Source organism: Ensifer sp. Root558 (assembly GCF_001427045.1).
In the GTDB taxonomy this organism is placed as follows: domain Bacteria; phylum Pseudomonadota; class Alphaproteobacteria; order Rhizobiales; family Rhizobiaceae; genus Ensifer; species Ensifer adhaerens.
The window spans coordinates 567,815-593,807 of the sequence record NZ_LMGC01000012.1 but is presented as its reverse complement, the minus strand read 5'-3'; the positions used below and the strand labels follow the sequence as shown (position 1 = coordinate 593,807).

Below are 25,993 nucleotides of genomic sequence, written 5' to 3'. Positions count from 1 at the left end.
GTCCGTCACAGATTAGCGGCTGCCGCCAAGCGTCTTGACCGCTTCTTCGAGCGATCCTTCGCTGTCGCGCAGCAGGGCGGTGATGTTGTCGAAGGCGCGGGTGACCATGATCAGCTGCGACATTTCCTGAATGGCATTGACGTTGGACTCCTCGAGGAAGCCCTGCATGACGCCTACATCGAAACGGTCGACGACCGGCTCGACCTGTGCCGCCGGCTGAACGGCGCTGTTGTCGAGACGGATGAAACCCTTGCTGAAATCGGCCTCGTAAAGGCCGAGCGAGGCGACCGCGACACCGTTCTGGTGAAGCGCACCATCGGCGCCGACGGTGATGTCGCCGCCGTTGCCGTTGAGCTGGATCGGCGCGCCGCCGGCGTCGAGAACCGGATAGCCGCGAATGGTGACGAGTTCGCCGGTATCCGTCAGCGTGAACCGCCCGTCGCGCGTCAGCGCCGGGCCGGCGGGCGTCTCGATCTGGAACCAGGCATCGCCCTTGACGGCGAAGTCGAGCGCCGAGCCGGTGCGCGTCAGCGAACCGTTGCTGGTGTTCAGGAACTCCTCGCCCTTGTTGACGTAGGCAACCTTGGTCGGCTTCGTGTCGCCGAGCATCTCGTTGAACTTCACCTCGGTGCCGCGGAAGCCGACGGTGTTGGCGTTCGCGATGTTGTCGGCAAGCGTATTGAGGCGCTTTTCAAGCGCCATCTGCGACGAAATCGCGACGTAAAGACCGGTTTGCACGCTCAGTTTCCCCCGAGTTTCAGGCTGTTGATGGACAGGAGAAGATCGGAAGAAATGCCGTAGCCGCTCGATGAGCCGAAGACCGCGAGCGGATCATAACCGTCCGTTGAATTTTTGGTTTCCCAGAGCGCGGTGAACCGGTCGAGAAACTCGGCTACCTTGGTCGGGTCCTGGAAGTCCTTGAAATCGAGCGCCTGTTCATAGGTTTCGGCCTGGCGATCGACATTGGTCGCTGCGAATTCGTCGGGCAGCTGCAGGGCCGTGCGCACCACCTGGGCAATCGCCTCATCGGCGATGATGGCGTAGCCGCTGTTGATCGTCGGCGCCATGCGCGAAAAATAAAGGGCAAGCCTGACGCCGGCATTCTCTTCGCCTGCGTCCTGTTCCAAGGTCTGGCGCGTGTATTTTTCTGCGACGCCCTTCTGCGCACGGTCGAAGGATGTGGCGGCCGCGCCGTGGGCGGCAAAATTCAGCGATTCGACGAGCTGCTTGTAACGGTTGTCGGTCAGCTTGTTGGCAAAGGCATCTTCGTTGTCGACGCCTTCGGTCAGCACCTTGCGCATGAAGGCCTTGGCATAGGCCATGTCTTCCAGGCCATGCGCCTTCATCGCGTAATTGTAGAGGCGGGTATCGGCAAAGAAGTCGTCGATCGTTTTGACGTCGCCGATCTTCGACAGATAGTACGCGGTCTCGCGCGCCACATCCGGCTGCTCGGCAACGCGGGCCAGCGACTTCGTCAAGTCGGCCGTAATCAGCTTGTAGCTCGTATAGGTCGTGGTCACGATCGCTCCGCCCCTGCCGGAATGAGACAGGCAGCCCCTGAGCCTGCCCTGACAAATCCTGACCGGACAGCCTTGCGCGAACCTGTTCCGCCAGGTGGCCTTGTCGCCAGGACCGGCCAGCCTCACGCAAGGATGAAACCGTATCCCGTTAGCGGAAAATAAGATCGCGGCAGGTATCGAAAATGAATATCATCATCGGGCTTCTTGTGACGTTCGGCTGTATCCTCGGCGGCTATCTGGCGATGGGCGGCCACATGGAAGTCCTCAACCAGCCCTTCGAACTGTTGATCATCGGTGGCGCCGGCGTCGGCGGTTTCATCATGGCCAACTCCATGAAGGTGGTGAAGGATACCGGCAAGGCGCTCGGCGAAGCCTTTCGCCACAAGGTGCCGAAAGAGCGCGAATATCTCGACACACTCGGCGTTCTCTATTCGCTGATGCGCGACCTGCGCACCAAGTCGCGCAACGAGATCGAAAGCCACATCGACAACCCCGAGGAATCTTCGATCTTCCAGTCGGCCCCGACGGTTCTGAAGAACAAGGAACTGACCGCTTTCATCTGCGATTACGTGCGCCTGATCATCATCGGCAACGCCCGTTCGCACGAGATCGAAGCGCTGATGGACGAGGAAATCCAGACCATCACCCACGACAAGATGAAGTGCTATCACGCGCTGAACACGATGGGCGACGCCTTCCCGGCGATCGGTATCGTCGCAGCCGTTCTCGGCGTCATCAAGGCGATGGGTGCTATCAGCGAGGCGCCGGAAGTTCTGGGCGCCAAGATCGCGGCCGCCCTCGTCGGCACCCTGCTCGGCGTGTTTCTCTCCTATTCGATCGTCGCGCCGCTGGTCGCCAACGTCAAATCGGTGCGTGAAAAGCAGAACCGCCTCTACATCATCGTCAAGCAGACGCTGCTTGCCTACATGAACGGTTCGGTTCCGCAGGTTGCTCTCGAATATGGCCGCAAGACCATCTCGGCCTACGAGCGTCCGTCGATCGACGCAGTCGAGCAGGAAATGATGAACCCCGGTGGCGGCGGCGAAAGCAAGGCGGCTTGATCTGATGACCTCCAACGTTCACGCATTCGACCGTAAACTTCTGGCGCGCATGACCGGCGCGCTCGGCGACGACCGGGTGATCGGCCGACTGGCCCTCGAACTCGGCCAGGTCTTCGGCGAATTCCTGCCGGATATCTGCCGAGCGGAGACGGGTCTCGACATCACCATCGGCTATGCCGGCCATCGGACCGGCATGCGCCGCGAATTGATCGCGTCGATGGGCACCGGCGTGCTCATCAGCGAGGTTTCGCTGCGTAACTGGTGCACGGACTTTCAGATCGGCTGCGACAGCCCGATCATCATCGCTCTGGTGGAGGCGCTGCTCGGCGCCGAGCCCGCCGGCATCGAAGAGCCGCAGCCGCGCGCGCTCTCCCAGATCGAGATCGACGTGGCCGTGCCGCTGTTCGAGAAGATCGCCGACGTGCTCAGGACCGCCGTCAATGCCCCCGGCGGTTTCGAGCCGATCGTCGAACGCCCGCTCAACAGCGTGGCGCGCGCCAAGCCCGATCCGATGATCGAGGACGTTCACGCCGGCGCCATCGACATGACGATCGGCTTCGGCCCCGTGCTTTCCACCTTCTCGATCATCGTTCCGCAAAGCGTGCTTCTGAAGACAACGATCGTCTTCCCCAAGGGAAGCGGACAGCAGCGCAAGGCGAAGGCCGAGTGGACGGAGCAGCTGGAAGAACAGGTTCGCCGTTCGGCGGTGACGATCGAGGCGCGCATCCGGCTCGAAAGCCTGACGCTCGACACGATCAGCCGCCTGCAACCGGGCGACGTCATTCCCTTCCTCGACGCCCAGGACGTTCGCGTCGACGTCAACGCCAATGGCCGCGACCTCTATGTCTGCGAATTCGGGCGCGCCGGATCGAAATACACGGTTCGGGTCAAGGATACGCACGGATCCGAACAGGACATCCTTCGCCACATCATGAGTTAAATCGGCCTGCCGCGCGCTCGCAGCATGCCTGAGGCAAGCTTCAACTGGAATAGTTCTCACATGGCACCCAAAAAAACACCCATCAACGAACAGGCCGAAGTCGCTGTCGGAGACATGGAACTCGACCAGGCGATCAATGACCTGCGCGGTGTCCTGAAGCAGGATTCCGACACGCCTGATGCTTTCGGCTCCGAATTCGGCGCCGAAACGCTTGGCACGACCGATTTCGGCAGTGATTTTGGCGCACCGGCCGCTGGCGGCCTCGACGCATTCGGCGGCGATTTCGGCTCCAGCGACTTCGGCGCCGACCTCGGCGGCGCGGCCGCGACGAGCGACTTCGGCGGCACGGATTTTGCCGCGACGTCCTTCGACAGCGCTGATGTGGCCGTCGATACACCGCCCGGCAGCGGCATGAACGCCAATCTCGACCTGATCATGGACATTCCGATCGACGTCCAGATCGTGCTCGGCTCGAGCCGGATGCAGGTTTCGGGCCTCATGAACCTCAGCGAAGGCGCAACGATCGCGCTGGATCGCCGCATCGGCGAGCCGGTGGAGATCATGGTCAACGGTCGCGTGATCGGCCGTGGCGAAATTACCGTTCTCGAAGGCGACGATACCCGCTTCGGCGTCAAACTCATCGAGATCAAGGGCAATAAGAAGTCGTAGGGCCCAATGATTGGGCGAAGGATGAATCCATGATGGATTTCGAAAGTTTCGAGGCTCAGGCGCTATCAAGGCCGCTCAGCCAGACGGACAAGGCGGCGGCCGTTCTGCTTGCCATGGGCAAGGGCGTCGCCAGCAAGCTGTTGAAGTTCTTCACCCAGAGCGAGCTGCAGTCGATCATCGCCTCGGCGCAGTCGCTGCGCGCCATTCCGCCGCATGAGCTCGAAGCGCTCGTCAACGAGTTCGAAGACCTCTTCACCGAGGGTGCCGGCCTCATGGACAACGCCAAGGCGATCGAGAGCATTCTCGAAGAAGGCCTGACGCCGGACGAAGTCGATGGCCTGCTCGGCCGACGCGCCACCTTCCAGTCCTACGAAGCCAACATCTGGGATCGCCTCCAGGAGTGCGACCCGGTTGCCGTTTCCGTCCAGCTTGCCAAGGAACATGCGCAGACAATCGCTTACGTGCTGTCGATGATGCCTTCCAGCTTCGGCGCCAAGGTGCTGCTGCAGCTGTCGGAAGAACAGCGCCCGGACATCCTGAAGCGCGCCGTCAACATGAAGGACGTCAACCCGAAGGCCGCTGCGATCATCGAAAACCGCGTCATGGAAATGATCGGCGAGATGGAAGCGGAACGCAATTCGGCGGGCCCGGCCAAGATCGCCGAGGTGATGAACGAACTCGACAAGCCGCAGGTCGATACGCTGCTCGCCTCGCTCGAATCGCTCAGCACCGCCTCCGCCAACAAGGTACGCCCGAAGATCTTCCTCTTCGACGACGTGCTCTACATGCCACAGCGCAGCCGCGTTCAGCTCTTCAACGACGTGTCGACCGACATCATCACGATGGCGCTGCGCGGCTCGACGTCGGAACTGCGCGAATCGGTACTCGCCTCGATCGGCGCGCGCCAGCGCCGCATGATCGAGTCCGATCTCGCCATGGGCGATGCCGGCATCAATCCGCGCGATATCGCCATCGCACGCCGCTCGATCACGCAGGAAGCCATCAGGTTGGCTGCGAACGGACAGCTCGAGCTCAAGGAAAAGGACGTGCAGGCGGCCTGAGGCCTGCCTCCGTCTGACGAGCCGCACAAAGCGGCCGGGCTACCGCTCCCCAAAGGGTAATTTCTGTTGAGCCCCGGCGAATGCCGGGGCTCAACTCTTGCCTGGTTCCCGCGCTCGGTCCACTACAGGAGGCGCAATGCAGGGCGTATGTCCGCCGGACGCGCGTCGCTGTAGAGGAACCGGGAGCCGTCCTGTCTCATGTCGGACGATCAGGATAAAGACAGCAAAACAGAAGCCCCGTCAGAGAAGAAGATCTCCGACGCCGCCGAAAAGGGTAACGTGCCCTTTTCTCGTGAAGCCACGATGTTCGCATCGACGCTCGCGATCTACATTTTCTTCGTCTTCTTCCTGACCGACGGCGTCGCCACCCTCACCGAAGCGCTCAAGGATATCTTCGAGCAACCGGAGGCCTGGCGGCTGGAAAACGCCACCGACGTCGTGGCACTGATCACCCATCTTATCTGGAAATCGACAGCCCTGGTTGTCCCGGCTTTCGTCCTGCTCATCGTCTTCGGCGTCGGCGCCTCCATCTTCCAGAACCTGCCCGTGCCGGTTCTCGACCGCATCCAGCCAAAGCTCAATCGGGTTTCGCCGATGGCCGGGCTCAAGCGGATCTTCGGCATCCAGGGCCTGGTCGAATTCGGCAAGTCGCTGTTCAAGATCATCATCGTGTCAGTCGTCGTCGTTCTGGTGCTCTGGAACGACTATTTCGCCACGCTCGACCTGATGTTTTCTGATCCGGTCACGATGTTCTCGACGATGGCGAGCGACCTCAACGAGATAATGATCGTCATTCTGCTGTCGACCGCTGTGCTGGCGATCGCCGACCTCTTCTGGTCGCGGCACCATTGGTACACCGAACTGATGATGACCAAGCAGGAAGTGAAGGAGGAAATGAAACAGGCGCAGGGCGACCCGATCGTCAAATCGCGCCTGCGCTCGATGCAACGCGACCGGGCGCGCAAGCGCATGATCTCGTCTGTGCCGCGCGCCACGCTCGTCATCGCCAACCCGACCCACTATGCCGTCGCCTTGCGTTATGTCCGCGAGGAGAGCGACGCCCCCGTGGTCGTAGCAATGGGCCAGGACCTGGTTGCCCTCAAAATCCGTGAGATTGCGGAGAAAAACGGTGTTCCGGTCTTCGAAGATCCGCCGCTTGCACGCTCCATGTTTGCACAAGTCTCGGTCGATAGTGTGATTCCACCGGTGTTTTACAAGGCTGTTGCCGAACTCATTCACCGGGTGCATGCGTCGCAACCAAAACGGATGACATAACTCCGATGAAAAAGTGCGAATTCTCCGAGAAGCGGGAACAGATCGTAGCTGAAGCAATTCGCCCCGTGGCGACCGAACTGCGTCTCATCGACGCCGCCGATTTCATCGCGCTATTGCGGTTCGAGTCCTATGCCAGCCTCGCTGACCTCGTCGAATCGGCAGCGGAGCTCTATTTTCTGCCCGGCACGGTCAATTTCGGCCTCGGCGGCAACTACAATCTGGATTGGGACAGCGAGCCGGAAATCGTGCTCGACCTCGAACTGAAACCCCGCGGCGTGACCATCTATGTCCGCCTGTCGCTCGGCAACGAGACGGCCGGGATCGAGATCAGCCACATCAATTTCCAGAACCCCTCGTCCGACCCGCACGAGAACACGGCCTTCCTGGCTCGGAGCCTGGCAGAGGCGAAATTCATCAAGTCCTATGAGTTGCCGCTGGCGAGCTGAAAGCACCGCTCCGACGGGTCTCGTGCGGACGTGCGATTGACGCTGGCAGGTTAAATTCCGTCGGCGCCGCTGCTCAAAAGGCCGGAGCGACCCGTCTAGTTCAGATTCAGCTGATGTAGCCGAGGCGGATTGCCTTGGCGATCGCCTGGATGCGGTTGACCGAATCGAGCTTCGTCGTCGCCGCGCCCAGATAGGCGTTGACCGTGTGGACCGAAAGTCCCATGCGCTCGGCGATCTCTTCGCTGATGTGACCGTCGCCCGCCATCTGCAGGCAGGCGATCTCGCGGTCGCTCAAGGTTTCCGCCGGTGCGACACGCTTCTCGTCGGCCGCCAGCAGATCGGTCATGATCATGCAGCTGCGGCCGTGCAGATCGACCACCTGCTCGGTGGAGGCGTCCACATAGCTGCCTGCGAAGACGACATAGCCGTTGCCCTGGGCGCCGAGCCTGACGGGAAAGGCGATGCCGGAATAGGGAAGCTTGCGGCCCTTCAGGCGATGCGCGAAAGGCGCCAGCTCGGAAAGCTCTGCCGCCTGGTGCTCGCCGGCGCCGTCCCAAAGGACCGGCAGCAGCGACTGGTCGAGATGAGCGACGAGTTCTTCGCCATAGGCATTGACGAGATCATGGGCGTTCGCTTCGGCAGCAACGCCCCAGTTGTCGAGGACACAGGTGAGCTTTCGGGCGCAGCCGGTTCCCTTGCCGTTGAGCCGCAGGACTGCAAAGTGCTTGGCGTTGATCTGACGCTGCATGGCTTGCAGGCGCGTGACCAAGGTGGCCGCTCGCGCGGCGCGGTTGCCGTTCCTCGCGAGCTTCTGCTCGTCCTCGATCCGCCCGCCGCCAAGAAAATGCGTCATCGCGCCCGTCCCTTACACAAGATTGTTGCGCACCGCGTAGGCAATCGCTTCCGACCGCGTCCTGGTCGCAGTCTTGCGCATGACGCTGGTGATGTAGTTGTTGATGGTGTTGCGCGAAATGCCGAGGATCACCGCGATCTCTTCGCTCGTCTTGCCTTCGGCAATCCAGAACAGGCACTCGAGTTCGCGCTCCGTAAGCTCGAAATCGCGGTCATGGCGGACTTCGGCGCGCGTGGTGAAGCTTGCCAGATAGCCCGCCAGCAACGTCACGTCACGCAGGCTCTCCTGCGACAGGATCACGTCTTCCGGGACCAGAAGCATCAGGGAGAAACGCAGGCGCCCGACATTGAAGGTGATCGCGCAATATTCGCGGCTGATGCCGCGCGGAAGCTCGGTATTGTCTGGCAGCGCATGAAAACACGGCTGCAACACCGCGAGGCACTTTTCCAGTTCGGTGGTCTTGGCATGAAGCGCGGTGATCACGCCGGAAAGCCGCCGGACGACGTCGAAAGGCCAGTCCGAGCAGACCACATGGTCGAGACCGCTGTCCTGTGACAGATCATAGCGCGCCAACAGATAATGGCTTGCGCCGACATATTCCGTCAGCGCCGAAAGGCCGCTTCCGAGAGCACCGCGCCCGGCGACTTCGCCCAGTCGTCGCAAAAGCTGCTCGCGCGAAAACCCGCCGCCGCGTGCGCGTGTCGGTGCCGTCGGCAAAGGCCAGACAGCAATGTCTGCTTGCGAAATGTCCATGAGTTCAGCCCCTGTGCCGGATCCACATCCCGGAACTGCATTTGCGCTGCCGCCGCCAACAGCCGGCCGAAGCCGAATATCACCACCAGTCGCAGATCAGGACACGAATCAACTGCTAAAAATGTACATCGACGCGAGAAAAAAAACATCGCCCTCTTCTGGCTATTTACTTCGTGCCGCTGGCATGTCGCGATTCGCGATCAGTCACCCCTGCCAACGCCCCTGCGCCACCGCCGGAACCGGCGCGGCATCGCAACACATTGAAAAACCGAGGCTTTTCTCTTGAAAATCCGCGGTTTCCGCGCCTCAGGCGGGATTCGATGCAGCGTTGCAAGTGGAAAATAGCGGAATTTCATCCCAAAAAAGGACGGTTCTTCGCGCACAGAGAATTTCGAACTGGCGCGATATTATACTTTGTTTACATAGCTGTTGCTCAAATGCACCAGCCTATTTTCAGACAACGCTCATTTTACCGATATATAAATTGTGAAAGCCATAGAATTAATTTCGGCTATAACAAAGATATATTTCGATTGAACTCTGTATTGCTCGAATCCGTCATAGTAGATGACACAGCACAATGCACGTCATGCTGGCGCGCGGAATCTATAAATTAAGATATCGTTAAAATATTACCATCCGGGATTCCACCGGGACTCACGCGAGCTCCCTTCGAAACTTGAAGCAATTTTGAAGCCAGATGAAAACCGGCGGCCGGACTCCCGCAATATTTGCTCCGAACATCGAAATCCATCGCGAGCGCGATCACAGGCAGCGGGGACAAGAAAAATCCCGCCACGAGGGCGGGATTTGCAAGAAATTCCAAAGCTGTTTTCTGAGTGTCAGGCCGCCTTGTCGAGAGCCCACTTGCGCAGGATCTTCGCCGCGCGCTCTTCGCTGATCTCGACCATGCGGGCCAGGCGCCGCTCCGGCCCTTCCTTGACGCGGCGGTTGAAGCCGCCGCTGTCGTCGCCCATGCTGAGCAGGTCGTCGGTGCTGTCGAAGCCGAAGTCCGAGCCGAAGCCGTCCATGAGCGCGCCACCGGCACCGGCATTGGCCGGAGAGAAGTCGGGCAGTTCGAGGCCGGCTGCTTCGCCCTGGATCTGACCGGCACCGCCACCGAGACCGAGCTGGCGTGCCAGCGGTCGCATGCCCATCCAGACCACCAGGAAGGCGACGACGATGAAGGCCAGCGCGTTGATGATGCCGCCGAGATTGCGAGTGAGCGTCTCCATCACACCCGGACCGGCAACCGCCTGGTCGAGCAGCTGCGTCTCGACGAAGTCCATGGCGGTCAGGGTCACGACGTCGCCGCGGTTGGTATCGAGTCCGGCAGCCGAAGCGACGATCTTCTGCATGTCAGCGAGATAGGCGTCGATCTTGGCCTGATCGGCCGGTTCGCCGACCATCGCTGCCAGGCGGCCGCGGTTGACGACGACGGCAACGGAGAGCCGCTCGACCGTATAGCTGTTCTTGACGGTGGCGATCGTCTTGCTGTTGATCTCGTAGTTGGTCTGCTCTTCCTTCTTCTCGGCCTGGTCGCTCGACTGCGGGCCGGCACCGCCTTTCGGGGCGGCCTGAGGAATGTTCTGCTGCACCGTCGCTGCATTGTCCGGCTGCTGCTGGCTGGACTTCTGCTCTTCCTTGGTCACGCGCGTAGAGCGTTCGACCCGCGATTCCGGATCGAACACCGTTTCCTGGATCTGCTGCGTGTCGGTGTTCAGACGTGCCGTGACGCTCGAACGGAAGTTGTCCATGCCGAGGAACGGAGCGAGCGCGTTGTCGATCTTCTTCTCAAGCTCGGTCTGGACGTTCTGGACGACGCCGAGCGACTGGTTGAGGGCGCTGTTGGCCGGATCGTCGCCCGATGCGAGAAGCTGGCCGGTCGAATCGAGCACGGTCACGTCATCGACGTCGAGCCCCGGTACGGACGAGGCGACGAGATGACGGATCGAAGCGGCGGCGCTGCGGCCGACCGTGGCGCTGGCGCGAATCATGACCGAGGCGGTGGGGTTCTGGTCTGCCTTGCGGAAGCTGCCGCGCTCCGGCATCACGATGTGGACGCGGGCGGCGGCGATACCGGAAATCTGCTGGATGGTGCGGCCGATTTCGCCTTCGAGGGCACGCACGCGGGTCACTTCCTGCATGAAGGAGGTGAGGCCGAGCGAGCCGACATTGTCGAAGAGTTCATAACCGGCATTGGCGCTGCTCGGCAGGCCACGCTCGGCGAGCAGCAGGCGCGCCTTGCTGGTCATGCCAACGGGAACCTGCAGACTGGCGCCGTCAGCCCCGACATTGAAGTCGATGTTGGCCTCGGCCAGCGCGATGCTGATCTGAGTGACATCGCTGCGTTCGAGCCCGACATAGAGCGTCTCGAACGAGGGTCTGTTGACGTAAATTCCGGCCCCGAGCACCATGCCGACCGCGACAATGCCAGCCGCCGCCAACGCGATCAGCTTGCCTTGCCCGAGACTGCTCAGGTTCTTCGTGAACGTCGAGAGTTGATCCAACAGACTCATTCTGTTTCCGCACCCAGTATCGCAAGGTCAACGGGCCGATCATCGGCCGAGCGCCCTGCGCAGTTCCAACATTCGGGTTTTCTGGGTATCGACATGCCGAGTATCGACTTCCAATGCGCGCGAATCCACCAGTCCCGATCCGGACCGTAGGAAACGAAACTTGCGCGAACTTGGCTTGATGCGCCCGACCGAAGCGGCGGAGGCGCCGCCGCAAAACTTATCCACTGGGGCGAAACGGACCGTCGGACGAAGCCAAACCTGCGCACAAAGTCGCGGCCGCGTCAGAATTCGGCGCAGCAAGTCATTGATTTTAAATGGATGTTTCTTGAACCCGCGTCCTGCGACGCTCTCTGGGAGCGTCAGAAGGCTTCGAAATCACCGGCCGCCTTCGTCAGCGGTTGGGAGTGGCCGTGGCGCAACATGCCGTTGCCAAGTGCCTTTTTCATATCGGCAAGCTTTACCAGATTGACGGCCGTGGTGACGTCGACCATCCAGGCGTCCGGGATCGATGCGGTAATCGTGTCGATGAATTCGGCCAGCCCGCGGGTCTTCTGCACGGCAAGGTCGATGCCCTGCAGCACCATCATCTTGTCGGGATTGGCAAGCGCATCGGCGCCGTGGTCACCGGCCAGTTGCGGCTCGATCCGCTCGATCAGATAGGCGACGTCATGCAATTCGGTGACGATGCGCATCAGCACTTCGGGGAGCGCTTCTTCCACGTGCGGCATGTGGCCCAGGTAGTCGGTCTGCATGTGTATGTCTCACGTGGCTCGGGGCTGCGGTAGAAGTCGTATTTCAGGCCTGCGAGGCGTCTGCCTCGCAGCATCAGAAGAATTCGATGGAGCTTTCGGCCGGCTTCGGCGCGACGATCGGCCGTTCCTCCAGTTGCACCGTGCGCTGCGTCTCGACGCCGGTCAGGGCGTATTGCCGGGCGCGGCCAGACGACGGCCAGTATTCGAGCTTGCGGCCGTGCTCGCCGCCCGTGCTCTCGCCGACGATGCGGATGCCCTCGTCGAGCAGGAACTGGCGCGCGAAGGCGGCGTTCTGTTCGCCGACATTGGAAAACCGCGCGATGGTCTTGGCGCCGCCGAAGATCTTGGCTTCGAGACGATCTCGCCGGGCGCCCTGTTTCAGGAGACCGTTGATGAGCAATTCCATGAGGTGGACCCCGTAGCGGGTCGCGTCGCCGCCGGACATGGGCGACGTCGCGGAACCTGGCAGCAGGAAGTGATTCATGCCGCCGACGCCGGCCACGGGATCGCGCATGCAGGCTGCCACACAGGAACCGAGAATGGTCGACAGCACGATGTTCGGATCGTTGAAGACCTTGTACTCACCCTGGATGACATGCACGCGCTTGCCGGCGGCTTCCATGTTCATTTGAGCGCCCCGAATACGGCTTCGATCGCAGCCTTCATCTTTTCGATGGTGAAGGGCTTGGCCAGAACGTTGTTGGCACCGAGGGCCGCTGCCTTCTGAACCAGGGCACGGTCGCCCTGGGCCGTCAGGATGATGAAGGCCGCCTTCTTGGTCGCCGGGTTGGAGCGGACCGCCTGCAGCAGGCCGAGTCCGTCCATCTTCGGCATGTTGAAGTCGGAGATCACGAGGTGGTGCGGGTTCTGAGCCATGATCTTCATGCCCTGCTCCCCGTCACCGGCGGCGGTGATCTGCTTGAAGCCGAGCTGCTGCAGGGCGTCACCCAGGAGCAGGCGGCTCGTCACCTGATCGTCGACGATCAGAACTTTGATTTTTTCGGCGATGGACATTATTCGCTTCCTTCCTTGCGGAGCGCCGCTGCTTTCAGGACCTCCTCCCCGATGGATCCGAGGGGGAGCTGGGTTTCAACGGCGCCCAATTCATAGGCGACTCTCGGCATGCCGTAGACGACACATGTCTTTTCGTTCTGGCCGAAGGTCTTTGCTCCGGCATGCCGCATTTTCAGGAGACCGGAGGCGCCGTCGCGCCCCATGCCGGTCAGAATGACACCGATCGCATTGCGTCCGGCAAGCTCGGCGACCGAATCGAACAGCACGTCGACCGAAGGCCGATGCCCGTTGACCGGGTCGCGGTCCACCAGGCGGCAGCAGGGTGCCGTCGGGTTGGCGACCTGCAGATGGCGCTCGCCACCGGGCGCCAGGTAGACCTTGCCGATTTCGAGCCGCGCGCCGTCCGTCGCTTCCTGCACCGCCGGCGCGCAGAGACGGTTCAGCCGCTCCGCGAAGCTCTTGGTGAAGGTGTGCGGCATGTGCTGCGTGATGACCGTCGGCGGGCAATTGGCCGGGAACTTCTGGAGCACCGTGATCAGGGCTTCAACGCCGCCTGTCGAGGCGCCGATGGCGATGATCTTGCGGCCGGCCCGGTACTCGGACGCCGTATTCGCATTGGCCGGAGCCGGCGCCGCGACCTTATTGCCGGTGATGATGAACTTGCGCTGCGAGCGGGCGGCCGCCTTTACCTTGTCGACGAGGCCGGCAAAGGGATGGGGATCGCCCGGATGCGGCTTGCCGACACAATCGAAGGCGCCGATCTCGAGTGCTGCGATCGTGGCTTCAGCGCCCTTGTGGGTAAGCGTCGAGACCATGATGACCGGCATCGGCCGCAACCGCATGATCTTGTCGAGGAATTCTAGGCCGTTCATGTTCGGCATTTCGATGTCGAGGGTGACGACATCGGGATCGAGTTGCTTGATCGCCTGGCGCGCTTCCATGGCGTCGGCCGCCTGGCCGACGACGGTCACGTCTGGATCCGCGTTGAGCACGGCTGTAATCAGGCCACGCATCGTGGCGGAGTCGTCAACGACGAGAACGCGAGCGGGAGTGGTCATGCCCGTCCTCCATGAAATTTGCCGGTGTGGCGGTAGGTGGTGATGCCGATGTTGTCGAAGTGCGCCTTCGCGTCACCGGACACCCGTTCGGAATGGCCGATATAAAGGTGACCGTCGGTGTTCAGCATGCCGGCGAAGCGCGACCAGATCTTCATCTGCGTCGGCTCGTCGAAATAGATGACGACGTTGCGGCAGAAGATAACGTCGAACGGCCCCTTGAACGGCCATTGCGCCATCAGGTTCAGTTCGTTGAAGGTGATCAGCCGCTTGACCCGATCGTCGACCTGCCACTTGAAGCGGCCGCCGCTGTTGACCTCGGAGAAATATTGCTTGCGCATGGCCGGATTGACGGTTTCGAGCGCGGTTGCGTCGTAGGCACCGGCGCGGGCGAGCGCCAGGATCTTCGGGTCGATGTCGGTTGCCAGGATCCGGAAGTCGTAGTCGGCCGCATTCGGCAGCAGCGACAGAACCGTCAGCGCAATCGAATAGGGCTCCTGGCCGTCCGAGCAGGCGGCCGACCAGATGCGCACCCGGCCGCCGGCCTTAGCGCGCGCGATGAGCTCCGGCAGCACGTCGGTCTTCAGGTGCTCGAAGTGATGGTTCTCGCGGAAGAACCGCGTGAAGTTGGTGGTCAGATGCGAAAGCATGTCGCGCCGCGCGGCCGCACCGGCGGGCGAAGCGACCAGCTGGCAATATTCGCGGAAGCCCCTGAGCCCGAGATTGCGGATATGCTTCGACAGCCGCGAATAAACAAGCGACGCCTTGGTCTCGTTGAGATAGATGCCGGCATCCGCATAGATCATCGCAGCGATCTCGGTAAGATCGCGGCGGGTCAACGGATACTCGCCGCTCGCCAGGCACTCGTCCGGCGACAGTTTCTGTTCAGCGATGGGCTGACTTCTCATGCGGCTTCCCTTTCTTCCTGCGGGAAGATCGCTTCGAGTTCAATGAGACAGATCATCCGGCCTTCGATCGCAAGCACACCGCGCGCGAAGCTCTTTTCGAACTCCGACGAGATGACATCCGGCGTCGGCTGGATCTTGTCGTCTGTAATCGTCAGGATGTCGGAGACGGCGTCGACCAGAAGGCCGACGACCTGGCTCTTGACCTGCGCGACGATGATGACGTGACGCACGGTCGGGTCGGCCGGAGTCATGCCGAGCCGGGCCGAGAGATCGACGATCGGCAGCACCGCACCGCGAAGGTTGATGACACCGAGCACATAGGATGGCGCATGCGGCATGGATGTCGCAGGCGTCCAGCCACGGATCTCGCGCACCTGCATGATGTTTACGCAGAATTCCTGATCACCGACGCGGAAAGCGATCAGCTCCCGTCCGTCCGTGGTCAGATTTTTTGCGGCATAGGTCATTGTCATTATCCGACTGCAGCCAGTGACATTTCAGGTTTCAGCGAATGCCCGCGCGAGGCGGCGACGATCGCGTCGACATCGAGGATGAGCGCCACGCGGCCGTCGCCGAGAATGGTCGCCGCGGCGATGCCCGGCACGTGGGTGTAGTTGGCCTCGAGGCTCTTGATCACCACTTGGCGCTGGCCCTGGATCGCATCGACCATCAGGGCGCGCTGGCCGCCACCTTCCGATTCGACGAGCAGGGCGACGCCTTCGACCGGGTTCGCCTGGATGGCACGGAAATTCAGGATCCGGCCGACGTCGACGAGCGGGCAGAAGGAGTTGCGGATCGAGATCAGCCGCTGGTTGGAACCGAAGGAATGGATCGCTGCGGCTTCCGGCTGCAGCGTTTCGACGATTGCCGTCAGCGGCACTACCAGTGTCTGGTTGGCGACGGTGACCACCATGCCGTCGAGCACGGCGAGCGTCAGCGGCAGGCTCATGGTGAAGACCGAGCCGTGGCCCGGCTTCGAGGAGATGTTGATGCGGCCGCCGAGCGCCTGGATCGAGCGCTTGACCACGTCCATGCCGACGCCGCGGCCGGAGATGTCAGAGATCTTGTCGGCCGTCGAGAAGCCGGCGTGGAAGATCAGGTTGTCGATCTCTTCGTCCGAGAGGTTGGCGTCAGCGGCAATCAGGTCGTTGTCGATCGCCTTCTGGCGCACCTTCTCACGGTTGATGCCGGCACCGTCGTCGGCAAGCTCGATGACGATGCGGCCGGAACGGTGCTTTGCCGTCAGGCGCACAGTGCCTTCGGCGCTCTTGCCGGCGGCAAGGCGCTTCTCCGGCGTTTCGAGGCCGTGGTCGACCGCGTTGCGGATCATGTGGGTCAGCGGCTCGGCGAGCTTGTCGATGACCGTCTTGTCGACTTCGGTGTTCTCGCCTTCGGTGATCAGGCGGACCGACTTGCCGGTCATGTCGGCGATTTCGCGAACGATACGCGACATGCGCTGGAAGACAGGCTTCACCGGCTGGGCGCGGATCGCCATCACCGAATCCTGGATCTCGCGGGTGAGCTGCTGCAGCTCTTCGAGGCCCATGTTGATCGAGGACGTGCCGTTGGTGTCGTTCTCGACGACGCTCTGCGAGAGCATCGCCTGATTGATCACGAGTTCGCCGACAAGGTTGATCAGGCGGTCGACGCGATCGAGATCGACGCGAATGGTCGGCGTTGCAGCCGATGCAGCGGCCTGCTGGGCGGCAGCGCTCTGGGCGGCGGCGCTGGCCGCGGGAGCTGCCTTCTCAGCCGGTGCGCGGGCGGCGGACTGCGCCATCTGCAGCACGTTGCTGGCCGTGCCGGCGGCTGAAACCGCGGCGTCGCGATCCTGCTGCTGGGAGGCAAGCTGTTCTTCTTCCTCGACGACACCGACCGATACCGCCGGTTCGTCGTCAAGGATCGACAGGTCGAAGGGAACGGGCTGCATCGGCAGCTCTTCGCCCGACTGCGTCGCCTCGTCTTCGACCAGCGAAATCTCCAGGTCGCAATCCCACTCGGCGAATTCGAAAACCGTACGGATCGCGTCCTCGCCCTTGTCGGTCTTGAGCGAGATCTTCCAGAAGAAATAGGCGCTCTCCGGGCTCAGCCGATCGAGCGTCGGCAGTGCGCCCATGTCGCAATGGATGCTCATCTCGCCAAGGCGCGAGAGGTCGCGCAGAAGCAGCGTTGCCTCGTTGCCCTTGGCGTAGAGATCGGACTTCGGCTTGAAGACGATCTCATATGTGGGCATTTCCATCAGCGGCGGCTCTTCAGCCGCGTCGAAGTCATCGAAGGAGAAGGCGACCGGCTGGAAGCCTTCGTCGTTGACGGGCGGCGGAGCCACGGCAGCGACGGGCTTGGCAACCGGTTCGGCCGGCGCTGCCGACGCCTGTGGAACTTCGCCGTTTGCGAGCGCCTCGAGTTCCTTGATCAGCTGGCGGCTGCGCGCCTCGTCGACGCTGCCGCCATCGCGCGCAGCGTTGGTGAGGTCGGCGAGTACGTCGGCCGACTTCAGCATCACCTTCAGAACTTCCGGTCCGGGATCGAGCCTATTGGAACGAACGCAATCAAGGGTCGTCTCGAACACGTGCGCGAAGGAGACGAGGTCGTCCAGCCCGAAGGCGCCGGCGCCACCCTTGATGGAGTGCACCGCACGGAAAACGGCATTGACCGTTTCCGGGTCGCGGTCGCCATCATTGAGCTTCAGCAGACCCGATTCCAGTTCGGCGAGTTGTTCCTCGCATTCCTGGAAGAAGATCTCTTTGATTTCGTTCATATCCATTGGAGGCTATCCCCGGACTTCAGGCCGTTACGCGCTCGATTGCATCGATGAGTTTGGTCGGGTCGAACGGCTTGACGATCCAGCCGGTTGCACCCGCCTGACGCGCGCGGTTCTTCTTCTCCGCGTCGCTTTCGGTGGTCAGTACCAGGATCGGAATGGCGCGGTAGCGATCGTTCTTGCGCACGCCTTCGATGAAGCCGAAGCCGTCGAGACGCGGCATGTTGATGTCGGTGACGATCACGTCCGGATTGGCTTCTTCCAGGACCTCAAGACCCTCGACGCCGTCCTCGGCCTGAATCGTTTCGAAACCGGCATTGTTCAGCGTGACCAGCAGCATGTTTCGGATCGTCCGGGAGTCGTCGACCGTCAGAACTCGCTTCTTCATTTTCTCAAATCTCCTTTGCCATCAGGTGGTCGATCTCGACCCCGATGAGCTGTGTCGTTTTCTCGAAAGCGTCCGACACCTTGCTGAAGGTGAAAGACAAATGTTCCTCTTCCCAGGTCTTGGCGCCGGCCATCAGCACCTGGACACAAAGCGTCCCGACCCGCTCGACCGCGGAAGCGTCGATCACGATATCGCTGCCCTTGAGCGCGAGCAGCTTCTCGTGCAGTGCCGTTGCCTCATTCAGGTCCAGAACCGGAGCGAGGCTAAGCGTCTTCTGGGCGGTCTTCTTGCTGGCCATTTCTGTCTTCCTCGACTGCTAACTCTCTACTGCCCTTGATATCAGCGCTGCCAACCGGCGAGCTGCCGCTGCAGCCCGTCGTCAAACAACGGTGCGGCCGGCTCTTCGGCAACGACGGCGGATGTGTGACGGAAGGGCTCGCGGCCGGCGCGCGCCGATGCGGCCGGATGGCGACGCTCCAGGCGGAACTGGCGGATGGTCTCGCCGAGCTCGACGATGACCGTATGAAGATCGTCCGACGAACGGACGGTTTCGCCGGCCAGCGCGGCACTTGCCTCGACACCCCTGGAGATCGTGCCGATCTCGGTCGCGACGCCGCGGAGGTCGCCGACCTGCTGCTCCGCCTCGCGGGCGATGCCGGAGACGGCGGAATTGATCGACGTGACCTGCTCGACGATGCTGCTGATCGCGTCCTGGGTGCGGCCGACAATCTCGACGCCGGTCTCGACCTGCGCCTTGGTGCCGGAAACGAGCTGCTTGATTTCGCGCGCCGCTTCGCCGGAGCGCTGTGCCAGCGCACGCACTTCCTGGGCGACGACGGCAAAACCGCGACCGCTGTCGCCGGCGCGCGCCGCTTCGATGCCGGCGTTGAGCGCCAAAAGATTGGTCTGGAAGGCGATCTCGTCGATGACGCCGATGATCTGGCCGATCTTTTCGGCCGACGCCTCGATGTCGGCCATGGCGGAAATCGCCTGGCCGGCTATCTCGCCGCTGCGCTCGACGGCAATGCGGGTCTCGTTGGCCTTCGTTTCCGTGGCGCTGATCCGGCCCGAACCGGTCGCCATGCGTCCGGCCATGTCGGAGAGCACGGCAAGCTGCCCGGAAAGCGCGTCGGCTTCAGCGCTCGCCTTGTCCGTGAAGGCTGTCGCGCCGTCGCGCATGCGGTCGACCAGTACCCCGGCAGCCTGGCTGCGCTGATCGGAGGCCTGAAGACTTTGTTGGATCTGTTCGAGTGCCGCGTTCAGGCTCGCCACGATCGGCTGATAGGCTTCGACCGCCGTTTCCGGCAACCGCGCGCCGAGATCACCCTGGCTCACGCCTTCGGCAAAGTCGCCGAAGAGCGCCTTGACCTCCAGCTCGTCGGCGCTGCGCTGCTCGGCGAGCTGCCGCTGGTGCTGTTGGCGGAGGGCGTTGAAGCGGAGCGAAACGCCGATCTCGCTGTCGACGAAGGTCGTGCGCACCAGAGCGGCGACGAGGTCGCAAAGTTCGCGGCGGCGCGCCTTGCCAATCGGCAGGAAGGATCGCGGCCAGGCGTCTTCGATCAGTCCGACGATGAGATGTTCGAGCACGACGGCATGGCTTGCCATCTGCCAGCGCGGGTCGAGGCCCATGCGGCTTGCGGTGTCTGCGAGCACCTTGATGCGCTCGGCATAAAGCCCGTCAAAGCGTGCGTCGGTCAGCACGTTCCAGTGCGACGACTGAAGATCCTGAAGGCGGTCGATCTGGCGGTCGCTGTCGAAATGGCGGGCGGCGTCGGGATAGGTCTGGAGGCGCTGGAAGAGGTCGCGAAGCGCCTGATCAATCCGGGGAGAAAGCTTTTGCCTGTGATCGCGGACGCGGTTGCAGCTCTCGTCGTCGAGCCCGGCAAAGCGCAGGCGCTCCAGCAGGCTGCCTGCCTGGCCCTTTTTTGCCTGTTCTGACGATGCTTCCTGCCTCAACGCTGATCCCCGGTGCTGCACGTTCGGAACTTGCCTGGGGAGCATCAGGGAGAGCCACGGTCCACCGGACGTGCACGCCACATCGATGAGATCAGCCTCCGCCGAAAAGCGTCTGCTGTCGTTCATCCCGCAAGTAAATTCGGTGAAGAATGGATACCGGACCGGAACCGGTACGGCGGGGCGGCATCATGCCTTGAGGAGACTTGTGAATTATCCCATTCCGACGTGTGGGACCATGTTTATGGTTAATTCCTTGCTTGAAGGTTAACGGTCCCTCGCCTCTAATCGGAATCACTAAAATTCACAGGGTGTTTTCACGCGCCATTTTTGCGCTGCAACAAAACTGTAATAAACACGCCTGAAACCAACAGGTTCTCAATCACAAGAGTTTAGAATTGTACTTCGACTTGCGCTCGCGTATCGAAGCGAAAGTGAAGTGGGCGCTGCATGCGCGAAGAAACCTTCGCATCACGCAAAGCGACATCATGACGATGCGCTTACAGGAAACGAACAATGATTGTTCTTGGCATTGGCGCCGCACTCACAGCAATCCTGACAATGATGGCAGTATCGATCGTGCTCAACATCGAGCACAACCGGTCGGCAAAGCGCAGCTCTGTGTTTTGATCGGGCTTTAGCCCGTCTCTTACTGACACAACCAGGCATCTCTGCGGCCGGGGACGGATGTTCTACGGCCGCTTTTCTTTGCACACATGGTCCTGCGTCGCCTTTTGCCATGCCTGCGCATAGGCGGCGAGGCTCTCCGCGATCTCGCCCGCAAGCGGCTCGACCCCGGTCCTGACCGCGGATCCCTTAACCAGACACGCAGCACCGAGGCTCGTACCCGTGATATTGTGGGGATCGGCAAAGACCGGCCGGCCCGTCGCTGCGGCGAGCATGCGCAGATAGGTCCTGTTGGAAGCAAAGGGCCCTTCGACGACGATATCGCCGCGCGCGCCGATCAGGTCGAGACAGGTGGCTGTCATCAGCGCCAGATGGAACGAGACGACGACAAAGCGTTCGGCGGGGCCAAGCTCCCGTTCGTCCGTCGTCCAGATCGCTTTTGCGGCCGGAAAGGGACCGGATCCCTCGGGAATGGACGGCAGCAGCATGTGGCCGGCCCCGGCCACGGCCTCTTCCGTTTGCGGCGACACAGGGCGCGCCCCCTCCCCCAACAGAAGCTGGAAGGCGCGGCCGCCCATGAAGCGGGCGGAGGGTACGGGATCGCCAAGCGCGTTGACGTTGATCAGCGTGTCGCGGTGTTCATCGAGCATCTTCGCCTCGGCACCGACCGCAAGCATCACCACCCAGGTGCCGGTTGAGACCACCGAGAAGGGCGAGGTACGTGTCAGGAGATGCGGCAGCAGCGAGGCGTTGGAATCGTGAATGCCGCAATAGACGGGGGTCCCTGATGCAATGCCCGTTGCCGAACAAAGCTCTGGCAGTAGCGTTCCGGCGATATCGCTCGCCTTCAACACCGGTGCGAAGAGGGGCGTCCAGCCCTGGCTTTCGACAAGAGACGAGAATGTCCCTGCCCGTGGGGTCCAGAGATCCGTGTGGCAGCCGAGCGAGGTCAGCTCGTTACAGAGCGTACCTGTCAGTCGATAGGTCCAATATTGCGCATAGGTGAGGACCGAGGCGACCCTGGCGAAGTCGTCGGGAAAGGTCTTCTGCTGCCAATAGAGCTGGGCGCCGACATTGAGGCCCATCGGCAGGCGCGCGGAGCCGGTCTCGGAAAAGGGCGGCCTGACATTATCATACTCGGCGGCGAGGCTGTCGGGACCGGCGTGCTCATAGTCTAAAACCGGAAGCGCCAGGTTGCCTGATGCGTCGAGCACGACGGCGGTCGCGCCGTGGGTGGTGATCGAGATCGCCTCAAAGGCGTGTTCGGCATGGAGTGACGCGAGGCTTTCGAGCAGGAAGGCCCAGAGACGCTCGACATCGAAATGCGGATAAGGACCATCAGTCAGCACCGCATTCGCCGTCTTGCGGACGGCGATCTCCTCGAAACGGTCGAGATCAACGGCTGCGACCTTGGCATTGGTCTTGCCGATATCGATAACGCCAACAACCCGCATCTTTTCAGTCCAAATGGAAAACGGTCGTCAGCGGCACCGCCACCGGTTCGTTATCGCCATGGGTTTCCATGATATCGGCCATATAGGCCCACCATTTCTGCATGATGGGATGGGACGGCAGGTCGGCCATGCGGTGATCGTCGGTCCGCCAGAGCACACCGAAAAGCAGACTGGTCTCCTCGTCCAGATGGATGGAGTAGTCGGAGACGCCGGCCTCCTTCAGCAGGGTGGCCAGTTCCGGCCAGATGGCATCGTGCCGCGCCCTGTATTCGGCGGCCATGCCTGGGTTCAGGCGCATACGGAACGCGTATTTTTCCATCGGATCCTCAATGTGCGAGACGCTGACGGGCGCGCCGCCAGAGAATGGGGAGCGCGATCACCGAGATCAGCAGCAGGCCGATGAAGATCGACATGACGATGCCCGGCACGTTGAGCAGGCCGAAACCGAAGGTCACCATACCCATGATCAGGGCGGCCAGCACGACGCCCGGGATGGTGCCGGAGCCACCGAGAATGTTGACGCCGCCGAGTACCACCATCGTTACCACCTCCAGCTCCCAGCCGAGCGCGATCGACGGGCGCGTCGAGCCGAGGCGCGAGGTCAGGCAGATCGAGGCAAGCCCGGCCATCAACCCGGTCAGGAGGAAGAGGATGAATTTGATGCGCGCAACGCGGATGCCGGAGAAGAGCGCCGCCGTCTGATTGTTGCCGATGGCATAGACCGCGCGGCCGAAATTTGTCTTGTGCAAGACGACGCCGTAGACGACCGCGAGGGAAACGAAGAGCGTGAACTCGAAGGAGAACACCCACCAGACATAGCCTTGGCCGAACCACGAGAAGCTGTCGGGATAACCGGTGAAAGCCTGGTCGCCGAGGATGATGAAGGAAAGACCGCGGAAGAGGCTCATGGTGCCGATGGTCACCACGATCGAGGGCAACCCGAGACCGGTGATCAAGAGGCCGTTGATCGCACCGCAAAGAAGCCCGACAGAGAGACCGATCACCACCAGCGCCGGCGTGTCGAAGCCAAGTTGCACGGCATAGCCCATCGCCGTCGAGGCGAGCGCGATGATCGAGGCCACCGACAGATCGATCTCGCCGGAAATGATCACCAGCGCCATGGCGAAGGCAATCATCGCCTTTTCGGTGAAGTTGAAGGTCGCGTCCGAGAGGTTCCACGGGTCGAGGAAGTAGGGCGAGGCCAGCGAGTTGCCGAGAAAGATGAGGCAGGCGACGACAAGCAGCAGGCTTTCCCAGCTCTTCAGCAGGCGCGCGCTGCGGCCTTCCAGCCGATCGGGGATATGTCGTGGGGTAAGGTGCGTCTCGGCCATCAGACAGCCTCCGCCTTTCTCAAGATGACGCGGCCCTTGCGCCGCTCGGCGCGGGCGTTGACGGCAACAGCGACAATGATGACCATGCCCGAAATCGCCAATTGGGCGAAGGGCGAGATATTGATGACCGGCAAGGCGTTCTTGATCACGCCAAGGAACAGCGCACCGAGCACCGCGCCTGCTACCGTGCCGATGCCGCCGGCGATCGATATGCCGCCGATCACACAGGCTGCGATGATGTCGAGTTCGAAGCCGGCGGCGATGTCGACATAGGCGACGGCATAACGCGACACCCAAAGATAGCCCGAGAGCCCGGCAAGCGCGCCGGATATGCAATAGGCCGAGAAGCGGGTGCGGCCGACATCGATGCCGGTATAGACCGCCGCGTGCGGATTGCCGCCGACCGCATAAAAGGCGCGTCCGAGCGCCGTGCGGCTCATCAGCAGGAAAACGAGCGCGATCATCACCAGCGAGAGCCAGGAGAGAACCGGGAAACCAAAGAGCTCGTCGCGCGGCAATGCCTTGAAGGCGTCGCTCATCTGGTGGGCATTGATCCACTTGCCGCCGCTCAAGAGAAAGATCAGGCCGCGATAGATGGTGAGCGTGCCGAGGGTTACGACGATCGGCGGAATGTCAAGCTTCCAGACGAGCGCGCCGTTGATCATGCCGAGCAAAGTGCCGAGCGCAACTGCCGCAAGGATGATCAGCGGGATCGGCAGGCCCGGAAAGGCGGCGTTCAGCATCGCCGCCACCATGCCCGAGAGCGCGAGGTTGGCGGCCATCGAAAGATCGATGCAGCGCGTCAGGATCACCGCCATCTGGCCAAGCGCCAGAATGATCAGGATCGACGTGTCGTTGTAGACGCGCCCGAGGTTCGCGGGCGCGACGAAGGGCGGGAAACGCCAGGTGATCAGCGCCAGCAGCACGGCGATCGCGCCGACCAGCAGCAGTTCGCGATTCCTGAGGATGTTTGCCATCACGCGGCCTCCTGAATGCCGGCTGCGGCACGCACCAGCTTTTCCGCCGTCAGTTCGGCGCGCTCGAAGCGCCCGGCGATCCGCCCCTCGCGCATCACGATGACGCGGTCGGACATGCCCATGATCTCCGGGATTTCCGAGGAGACCATGATGACGCTCAGGCCCTGTGCCGCCAACTCGCTCATGAAGGCGTGCACGGCGGCCTTGGAGCCGATGTCGATGCCTTTGGTCGGCTCGTCGAGAATGATCACCTTCGGCTTCGTCGCCAGCCACTTGGCGATCACGACCTTCTGCTGGTTGCCGCCCGAAAGCGTGCCGACATCCTGATCGAGCGAGGCGGCGCGCAGGTCGAGGCGCGTGGTGTATTCGCGGGCAAGCGCGAACTCGTTGGCAAGCTTCAGGAAGCCCGAGCGCGAGGTGCGCGACAACGACGGCAGCGTGACGTTCTGAAAGATCGGCAGGCCGATGATCGCACCCTGGCGGCCGCGCTCTTCGGGCACATAGACGATGCCAGCCCGGATCGCTTCGGACGGGCTGCGGATCACCAGCACCTCGCCATCGAGCCGGACGGCACCGGCCGATGGCCGGGTGACGCCGATCAGCGACTGCATGAACTCGGAACGGCCGGCGCCGACCAGGCCGTAGAAGCCAAGGATCTCGCCTCGGCGAAGCTCGAAGTTGATGTCCTCGAACTCGGTCGGGTGGCGGTAGCCGGAGACCGTGAGCACCGGTTCGCCGATCGCCACATCCTTCTTCGGGTAAACCGAACCGACAGCGCGGCCAACCATAAGGCGCACCAGTTCGTCCTGGCTGACATCGGCGATCAGCCCTTCGTCGACCATCGTTCCGTCGCGAAACACCGTGTAGCGGTCGGCGATGCGGAAGATTTCATCGAACTTGTGGCTGATGAACAGGATCGCCTTGCCGTCTGCCTTCAGCCGTTCGACGAGGGCATAGAGTTCGTGGATTTCCTTGTGCGACAAGGCGGCCGTGGGCTCGTCCATGATCACCACCTGCGCATCGATCGACAGCGCTCGGGCGATCGCGACCAGATGTTTCTTGGCGATACCGAGATCGCGCAGGCGGATGGTCGGATCGAGATCGGCACCGGCGCGCGAAAGCAAGGCACGCGCATCGGCATTGAGCTTCTTCCAGTCGATCAGCCCGAAGCGATTGCGCGGGGCGTGGCCGAGGAAAATGTTCTCGGCGACCGAGAGCTCATCGAAGAGCACGGTTTCCTGATGGATCGCGGTGACGCCGGCGCGTGCGGCCGCCAGCGCCGTCGGGAAATGAGCCTCCTGATCACCGACGGAGATCGTGCCCTCGTCCGGTTGGTAGATGCCGGTCAGGATCTTCACCAGCGTCGATTTCCCGGCGCCGTTTTCGCCGATCAGCGCGGTCACCGACCCCGGATAGAGCGCCAGCGAAACATCGGAGAGCGCCTTCACCCCGGGAAAGGACTTCGAGATCCCTTCGAGCGCAATGGCGGGCTTCATCCGCGATGTGAGCGTATCCTGCAGCAAGAGACAGTCCACCATTCAGTCGTTTCGATTAACGCGAAGTCGTTCGGGCCTCGTATGCCCTCGTATCCGCCCGCGCGGCTTGCCTCTCACCCTAACCTTCTCCCCGCATGCGGTGAGAAGGCACGGGCATGCCGCTCTCTTCCCTCCTCGTCG

26 protein-coding genes are annotated in these 25,993 nt (G+C 62.1%); 6 read left to right on the top strand and 20 right to left on the bottom strand.

Annotation, left to right across the window (positions count from 1 at the left end):
• Window positions 1–12 precede the first annotated feature (12 nt).
• Both flgF and ASD63_RS16190 read right to left on the bottom strand, forming a co-directional pair.
• Window positions 13–738 (bottom strand): flagellar basal-body rod protein FlgF, encoded by a 726-nt coding sequence (flgF, locus tag ASD63_RS16195; protein ID WP_034796916.1) that lies wholly within the window; start codon window positions 736–738, stop codon window positions 13–15.
• 2 nt (window positions 739–740) lie between these two features.
• Window positions 741–1,520: a DUF1217 domain-containing protein gene (locus ASD63_RS16190; protein WP_034796919.1), complete on the bottom strand. Its 780-nt coding sequence runs from the start codon at window positions 1,518–1,520 to the stop codon at window positions 741–743.
• Between the two features lie 182 nt (window positions 1,521–1,702).
• Between ASD63_RS16190 and motA the strand changes: the two genes are divergently transcribed.
• The 6 genes from motA (at window position 1,703) to ASD63_RS16160 (ending at window position 6,972) form a co-directional block, all read left to right on the top strand.
• Entirely contained in the window at window positions 1,703–2,581 is an 879-nt protein-coding gene (gene motA / locus ASD63_RS16185) for a flagellar motor stator protein MotA (RefSeq protein WP_034796921.1), read from the top strand.
• Window positions 2,582–2,585: 4 nt separating this feature from the next.
• Window positions 2,586–3,521 (top strand): FliM/FliN family flagellar motor switch protein, encoded by a 936-nt coding sequence (locus ASD63_RS16180; RefSeq protein WP_034797578.1) that lies wholly within the window; start codon window positions 2,586–2,588, stop codon window positions 3,519–3,521.
• Window positions 3,522–3,581: 60 nt separating this feature from the next.
• Complete coding sequence (gene fliN, locus ASD63_RS16175) at window positions 3,582–4,190, top strand: flagellar motor switch protein FliN (protein ID WP_060529516.1); 609 nt, start codon at window positions 3,582–3,584, stop codon at window positions 4,188–4,190.
• 29 nt (window positions 4,191–4,219) lie between these two features.
• Entirely contained in the window at window positions 4,220–5,251 is a 1,032-nt protein-coding gene (fliG, locus tag ASD63_RS16170) for a flagellar motor switch protein FliG (RefSeq protein WP_034796925.1), read from the top strand.
• Between the two features lie 198 nt (window positions 5,252–5,449).
• On the top strand, window positions 5,450–6,526 hold the full coding sequence (flhB, locus tag ASD63_RS16165; protein ID WP_034796927.1) for a flagellar biosynthesis protein FlhB: 1,077 nt from the start codon (window positions 5,450–5,452) through the stop codon (window positions 6,524–6,526).
• A 5-nt stretch (window positions 6,527–6,531) separates the two neighbouring features.
• Window positions 6,532–6,972, top strand: a complete 441-nt coding sequence (locus ASD63_RS16160; RefSeq protein ID WP_034796929.1) for a hypothetical protein — start codon at window positions 6,532–6,534, stop codon at window positions 6,970–6,972.
• Window positions 6,973–7,078: 106 nt separating this feature from the next.
• Here ASD63_RS16160 and ASD63_RS16155 read toward each other — a convergent pair whose 3' ends face one another.
• The 18 genes from ASD63_RS16155 to ASD63_RS16070 form a co-directional block, all read right to left on the bottom strand.
• On the bottom strand, window positions 7,079–7,825 hold the full coding sequence (locus ASD63_RS16155; RefSeq protein ID WP_051659365.1) for a helix-turn-helix transcriptional regulator: 747 nt from the start codon (window positions 7,823–7,825) through the stop codon (window positions 7,079–7,081).
• Between the two features lie 12 nt (window positions 7,826–7,837).
• Window positions 7,838–8,578: a helix-turn-helix domain-containing protein gene (locus tag ASD63_RS16150; RefSeq protein WP_034796931.1), complete on the bottom strand. Its 741-nt coding sequence runs from the start codon at window positions 8,576–8,578 to the stop codon at window positions 7,838–7,840.
• Window positions 8,579–9,420: 842 nt separating this feature from the next.
• Window positions 9,421–11,097: a flagellar basal-body MS-ring/collar protein FliF gene (gene fliF, locus ASD63_RS16145; RefSeq protein ID WP_034796933.1), complete on the bottom strand. Its 1,677-nt coding sequence runs from the start codon at window positions 11,095–11,097 to the stop codon at window positions 9,421–9,423.
• A gap of 359 nt (window positions 11,098–11,456) precedes the next feature.
• Window positions 11,457–11,849 carry a hypothetical protein gene (locus tag ASD63_RS16140; RefSeq protein WP_034796935.1) on the bottom strand — a complete coding sequence of 131 codons (393 nt, stop codon included), beginning with the start codon at window positions 11,847–11,849 and terminating at the stop codon, window positions 11,457–11,459.
• Window positions 11,850–11,922: 73 nt separating this feature from the next.
• A complete protein-coding gene (cheD, locus tag ASD63_RS16135) occupies window positions 11,923–12,477 on the bottom strand; it encodes a chemoreceptor glutamine deamidase CheD (RefSeq protein ID WP_034796938.1) in 555 nt (184 codons plus the stop codon).
• Entirely contained in the window at window positions 12,474–12,863 is a 390-nt protein-coding gene (locus ASD63_RS16130; RefSeq protein ID WP_025425902.1) for a response regulator, read from the bottom strand. The genes cheD and ASD63_RS16130 overlap by 4 nt, the downstream gene beginning before the upstream one ends.
• Window positions 12,863–13,921, bottom strand: coding sequence for a chemotaxis response regulator protein-glutamate methylesterase (locus tag ASD63_RS16125; protein ID WP_034796943.1), 1,059 nt, complete (start codon window positions 13,919–13,921; stop codon window positions 12,863–12,865). The genes ASD63_RS16130 and ASD63_RS16125 overlap by 1 nt, the downstream gene beginning before the upstream one ends.
• Window positions 13,918–14,826: a protein-glutamate O-methyltransferase gene (locus ASD63_RS16120; RefSeq protein WP_034796945.1), complete on the bottom strand. Its 909-nt coding sequence runs from the start codon at window positions 14,824–14,826 to the stop codon at window positions 13,918–13,920. The genes ASD63_RS16125 and ASD63_RS16120 overlap by 4 nt, the downstream gene beginning before the upstream one ends.
• Window positions 14,823–15,293 (bottom strand): chemotaxis protein CheW, encoded by a 471-nt coding sequence (locus ASD63_RS16115; RefSeq protein ID WP_034796948.1) that lies wholly within the window; start codon window positions 15,291–15,293, stop codon window positions 14,823–14,825. Before ASD63_RS16115 ends, ASD63_RS16120 begins: the two co-directional genes overlap by 4 nt.
• A 5-nt stretch (window positions 15,294–15,298) precedes the next feature.
• Entirely contained in the window at window positions 15,299–17,590 is a 2,292-nt protein-coding gene (locus ASD63_RS16110; protein WP_034796950.1) for a chemotaxis protein CheA, read from the bottom strand.
• Window positions 17,591–17,609: 19 nt separating this feature from the next.
• Window positions 17,610–17,975: a response regulator gene (locus ASD63_RS16105; RefSeq protein WP_025425897.1), complete on the bottom strand. Its 366-nt coding sequence runs from the start codon at window positions 17,973–17,975 to the stop codon at window positions 17,610–17,612.
• Window positions 17,976–17,979: 4 nt separating this feature from the next.
• The gene (locus tag ASD63_RS16100; RefSeq protein ID WP_034796954.1) at window positions 17,980–18,273 is read right to left on the bottom strand and encodes an STAS domain-containing protein; all 294 of its coding nucleotides are present in this window, start codon (window positions 18,271–18,273) and stop codon (window positions 17,980–17,982) included.
• A gap of 41 nt (window positions 18,274–18,314) precedes the next feature.
• On the bottom strand, window positions 18,315–19,931 hold the full coding sequence (locus ASD63_RS16095) for a globin-coupled sensor protein (RefSeq protein ID WP_034796956.1): 1,617 nt from the start codon (window positions 19,929–19,931) through the stop codon (window positions 18,315–18,317).
• A gap of 689 nt (window positions 19,932–20,620) precedes the next feature.
• Window positions 20,621–22,009 carry an FGGY-family carbohydrate kinase gene (locus tag ASD63_RS16090; RefSeq protein ID WP_034796958.1) on the bottom strand — a complete coding sequence of 463 codons (1,389 nt, stop codon included), beginning with the start codon at window positions 22,007–22,009 and terminating at the stop codon, window positions 20,621–20,623.
• Between the two features lie 4 nt (window positions 22,010–22,013).
• Window positions 22,014–22,328: an L-rhamnose mutarotase gene (gene rhaM, locus ASD63_RS16085; protein WP_034796960.1), complete on the bottom strand. Its 315-nt coding sequence runs from the start codon at window positions 22,326–22,328 to the stop codon at window positions 22,014–22,016.
• A gap of 7 nt (window positions 22,329–22,335) precedes the next feature.
• Entirely contained in the window at window positions 22,336–23,340 is a 1,005-nt protein-coding gene (locus ASD63_RS16080; protein ID WP_034796962.1) for an ABC transporter permease, read from the bottom strand.
• Window positions 23,340–24,320 (bottom strand): ABC transporter permease, encoded by a 981-nt coding sequence (locus ASD63_RS16075; RefSeq protein WP_034796963.1) that lies wholly within the window; start codon window positions 24,318–24,320, stop codon window positions 23,340–23,342. Before ASD63_RS16075 ends, ASD63_RS16080 begins: the two co-directional genes overlap by 1 nt.
• On the bottom strand, window positions 24,317–25,813 hold the full coding sequence (locus ASD63_RS16070; protein ID WP_034797583.1) for a sugar ABC transporter ATP-binding protein: 1,497 nt from the start codon (window positions 25,811–25,813) through the stop codon (window positions 24,317–24,319). The genes ASD63_RS16075 and ASD63_RS16070 overlap by 4 nt, the downstream gene beginning before the upstream one ends.
• Window positions 25,814–25,993 lie beyond the last annotated feature (180 nt).